We start from the raw sequence: 4,654 nt of genomic DNA, 5'->3' as shown, positions 1-4,654 counted from the left end.
GCGCTCATTGCGGTGCATTATGTAAGCTTTGATCGCGCAAAGGGCGAGCAGCGCCTGCAAAAGCTCGCGCGCGAGATAAAGGACGTGCGGCTCTCAAGCAGCTTTAAGAGCAAAGCATACGCGGAGTTCGTCTATGATAAGTAAAAATTTTATCGACTACTCCGTGACTCTGCTGCGAAAAGACAGAGCCGATCACTCCTTTAGCTTCGCGATCTTTGCATTTATCGTTTTTATTTTAAGCTCGGTGCTTTTTATCTCGGGCTCCATTCAAAACGATCTTGAAAAGGTCATCAAGCTCAGACCCGACATCGTCGTAGAGGCTCTGCGCGCGGGCAAGCGCGATCTGATGCACGACGGCTATATCTACGACATCTCCAAAATCGCGGGTGTCAGCGAAGTGCAGGGCGCCGTGGACGGGATGTATTACTTCGCTCAAAAGCGCGTTTGGTTTCATATCGTAGGTGACGAAAATTTGAATGAAAATGAAATGATCGTAGGCGAGGGGGTGAAGGCGGCGATGGGCGAGTGGTACTACAAGGATGAGTTTCACTTCTTAACCGAACAGCGCCTAATCGCGATTAAGATTAATAAAATTTCGCCGCACGAAAGCAGCATCGTCTCAAACGACGTGATCTATCTAAATCCCGCCACCGCGCGCGAGGTGCTAAGCCTGAATGAGGGCGAATACACCAAGCTCTACGTAAGCGTACCCAACCCCAACGAAGTAAGCGAAGTAGCGCTTAAGATCGTAAATTTATACCCCAATACGGAAGCCCTTAGCGCGGAGGACGCGGTAGCTGAAGTGAGGCATCTGTATTATTACAAGGGCGGGATCTTTATGGTGCTTTACGCCGTGGCGATGATCTCGTTTTTCATCTTGCTAAAAAATCAAATTTCACTTGCATACGGCGAGAAGAAAAAGGAGATCGCGATCTTGCGCAGCATCGGCTTTTGTATAAAGGACATCATCGCGATGAAATTTATTCAAAATTTCATCGTCTCGCTAAGTGCGTATCTGCTCGGCGTCGCGGGTGCGTATGCTTATGTTTTTATCCTGGATGCGCCGCTTCTGCGCGATATATTCTTAGGTGGCGAGCTGCGAAATTTCATCACCTTCACGCCTGCGATAAATTTTAATATGCTCTTTTTGATCTTCGTCTTTAGCGTGATCCCGTTTTTAGCCTTCGTCATCATCCCATCCTGGCGCATCGCTATAGGTGATATGAGCGAGGCGGTCAAATGAGTAAGATAGAGATTAAGCAGCTTTTTAAAATTTACAACGAGGGCAGGGCGAATGAATTTCGCGCTTTAAAAAACATAAGCCTAAGCGTCGAAGAGGGGCAGATCGTAATCTTAAAAGGGGTCAGCGGCAGCGGCAAAAGCACGCTTCTATCTATAATAGGCGCGCTTTCTAAGCCGAGTAGCGGCGAGGTTTTAGTGGACGGCGCAAACGTCTCCAAGCTCGCCGATATCGAAAGCTCTGCGTATCGCCACAAAAAAATCGGCTTTATATTTCAGTCTTTCAACCTGCTTGAGGCGCTTAGCGTCTATAAAAACGTCCTTGCGCCGCTTAGCCTCGAGCGGCTGAGCAGAGATGAGCTTGGCGCGCGCATAGATGAAGCGATGCAGATTGCCAATATCGCGCATAAAAAAGATCAGATCGTCTCGAGCCTTAGCGGCGGCGAGAAGCAGCGCTGCGCCATCGCTAGGGCGCTCGTGATGGGGCCGCAGATCATCTTAGCCGACGAGCCGACGGCAAATTTAGACAAACAAAACTCGCTCGGTCTCATCAAGATGCTCTCAAAGCTCAAAGAGCTTAAAAAGACCGTTTTGATCGCGACGCACGACATACTCTTCGACGAGCTAAGCTTCGTAGATCAATACGTGTTTTTAAAAGACGGAGAAATTTCAGCATGAGCGTATTTTTATCGGGTAGCGTGATCGCGTTTTTGGCCGTGGAGCTGATCGTAATAGCGCTGATGGCGATCTCGCAGTTTCACATCGTGCGGATCATACGCTACTGGGACTTTAACGCCACCTCAAATTTACAATACGCCCTGGAGAAAAGAAACTATCTCATCAACACCATTTTGTTCTTCACGATAGCGTGCAAGATCATTTTGTTTATATTTTTCGCGCTCTGCTTAAACGAGCTCTCTTCAATCGTGCCCGGCGCGATGTGTTCCGCAGGCGTCGTGGGCTCGAACCGCTACGGTAATATCCTGCTGCTTTTAAAAATTTTACTGATCTTCGGCTTTGGGCTCTGGCTTATTTTAAACAGCCTCGATCTTAAAGCGGGCAAATTTCCCTATCTAAAGCGCAAATACCTGATCTTTACCATCCTTTTTATGGGCGTTTTGGCGGAGTTTATTTTAGAAATTCTATTTTTCACCAATATCCCGCTGCGCGTGCCGGTGTTTTGCTGCTCGGTCGTATTTCGCGCGCCGAAGCTCCCGTTTGGATACACGCAGGCGCTTTTGGCGACCTTTTTCTACGCGATATTGGGCGCCATTTTGATCTTAAATTTCTTAAAGCAGTCGATGGCGAGCTTTGCTCTGAATTTGCTCTTTTTGTTCGTCGCATACTACGCGATCACCTATTTTTTCGGGCTTTACGTTTACGAGCAGCCCAACCACAAATGCCCGTACTGCATGCTTTTGAAGGATTATTACTTCGTCGGATATGCGATCTGGGGCTCGCTGTTTTTGGGTATATTTTTCGGCATCGTGCCGTTTTTAACGGAGCTCATCACCAAGCGCGCCTACACCCACCTGCTTAAATACTCCTCGTTCTGGCTCATTCTAAACGCGCTCATCTGCAGCGCCTACGTCGTCAAATACTACTTCGTTCGGGGTGCGCTGCTATGATTAAGAAAATTTTTGCCGCGGTTTTGCTCGCCTGCGTGATGGGGTTGCTCATATCGTCGATGGATATAGCCGAATCCAAAATTTCCGTGCGCCACGGCAACACGGATAAGCAGCCGCTGCAGATTGAATTTGGCAAATACCTATGCCACGAGAGCGGCACGGTGATAAACGATCTGTATAACACCGCCCAGGCCGTTATGCCAAACGGCGATACATATTTTTTCAACGACATCGCAAATGTCTTCATGTGGTTGATGCGGCAAAAAAACAAAGATGAGATCGTGGTGTGGGTTTATTCGCAAGACACCGAGAAATACATCATCGCCAAGGACGCCTGGTACTCGCGCGTCGAGATCACGCCGATGGGCTACGGCTTTGGCGCGTATGAGTTTCACAACTACGGCAGGAGCGACTACTACTACGACGAGATCGTGCTGTGCGCCGCTCGCGGCGAAACTCTGCTAAATCCGCTCATAAACATCCTGCTATCGGAAAATAAAATTTAGCCTTGCGGCGAATCGGAAAATGAAATTTAGTCCTGCGATGGATCGGAAATAAAATTTAATCGCACGACGGATATGAAATAAAATTTAGCCGTGCAGCAGGTAGAAATAAAATTTAACTCCGCAGCGGGCGCGATTTGTCGTAGATACGGCCGCCGAGTAAATTTTACCTGCGTCTTAATTTATTAATTTTGCCCACTGCTGCCGCTTTCGTTAAATTTAGCCTGCTCTCGCCACTTTCATTAGATTTAACCTGTATCCGCCTGGGCTCGCGCCCATTCGTATTTATTGAAATTTAGCCCGCATTCGCTCATAAGCTAGCCTAAAATTCAGCCCGTATCGGCTTACTATTGTTAAATTTACCCGTCTATGTCCAAACTCTCACTCGTCCGCTCTTATGGAATTTAGCTCGCATTGTCTGCTCGCATCGGCTTGCTCGTTAAATTTGATCCGTCCGCACCGCCTGTTCGCTACCCCATCAATATCGCTTGCTCGTTTGCCGCTTCGTCCGCGCCGCCGATCAGTTTAAAATTCCAAGCCGCAACGATACGCGCTCGCTACATAAAATTTTATCTCGCGTCTGCTTGGATGTCGCCGCTCGCGCGATCAATAAATTTATATCAATACGGGCGCCGAAATTTTAAGCTATAATGGCGCTAAATTCCACATTAAAGGAGCGAAAATGAGCGAAATTTTAGATCAGACGCTGGAGTGCGCGAAAGAAATTTTAGGCGTCCAGGCGCTGGAACTTAAGATCGAGCGCGCGGTCGTGGGGCTGTTTTTTAGCGGCGTGAAGCTGCAAGGGGGCGCGTGCGGGCTTAGCTATACGCCGCTAAAGTCCCTATCGGGCGCCGTTTGCTGCCCCTCGCAAGCAAGCGTGATGCCCGATTCGGGCAATATCGCAGGCAAGAGCGTGCGCTATCTACTGCGCGATCTGGGCTCCGCCGCGCCGCTTAAAAAGACGCTCGCGCTCGCTGCGCTAAATGCGCTAGGTAGGGCGTGTTTCGATAAAATCCGCGCGGATTACGACGTGAAATTCGGCGCCGATCCCTTTGAGCAGCTGCGGATCGAGCGCGGCAGCTTTAGCGTCGTCGTGGGCGCGCTGGTGCCCTACATCAAGACGCTGATGAAAAATGGCGCGGATTTTAAAATTTTAGAGCTTGACAAAAGCACGCTCAAAGAAACGGAGCTGCCGTTTTACCTGCCCGCAAGCGAGGCCGTAAGCGTCGTGCCGCGCGCCGATAACGTGATAATCACGGCTACGACGCTCATCAACGACACGCT

At 49.2% G+C, this 4,654-nt stretch carries 5 protein-coding genes; all 5 read left to right on the top strand.

Annotated features, from left to right (window positions below; genetic code table 11):
* Window positions 1-133 precede the first annotated feature (133 nt).
* Window positions 134-1,243, top strand: coding sequence for an FtsX-like permease family protein (locus tag Q0614_RS08240; protein ID WP_298787939.1), 1,110 nt, complete (start codon window positions 134-136; stop codon window positions 1,241-1,243).
* Complete coding sequence (locus Q0614_RS08235) at window positions 1,240-1,917, top strand: ABC transporter ATP-binding protein (RefSeq protein WP_298787937.1); 678 nt, start codon at window positions 1,240-1,242, stop codon at window positions 1,915-1,917. Before Q0614_RS08240 ends, Q0614_RS08235 begins: the two co-directional genes overlap by 4 nt.
* Window positions 1,914-2,867: a hypothetical protein gene (locus Q0614_RS08230; protein ID WP_298787935.1), complete on the top strand. Its 954-nt coding sequence runs from the start codon at window positions 1,914-1,916 to the stop codon at window positions 2,865-2,867. The genes Q0614_RS08235 and Q0614_RS08230 overlap by 4 nt, the downstream gene beginning before the upstream one ends.
* The gene (locus Q0614_RS08225; protein WP_005870878.1) at window positions 2,864-3,373 is read left to right on the top strand and encodes a hypothetical protein; all 510 of its coding nucleotides are present in this window, start codon (window positions 2,864-2,866) and stop codon (window positions 3,371-3,373) included. The genes Q0614_RS08230 and Q0614_RS08225 overlap by 4 nt, the downstream gene beginning before the upstream one ends.
* Window positions 3,374-4,052: 679 nt before the next feature.
* Window positions 4,053-4,654 (top strand): DUF4213 domain-containing proteins (locus Q0614_RS08220; protein WP_298787934.1); only part of this gene is annotated, 602 nt, incomplete at its 3' end.

It is taken from the genome of uncultured Campylobacter sp. (assembly GCF_937997595.1).
Taxonomy (GTDB): Bacteria; Campylobacterota; Campylobacteria; order Campylobacterales; family Campylobacteraceae; genus Campylobacter_B.
This window is presented reverse-complemented; position numbering and strand designations above follow the sequence as displayed.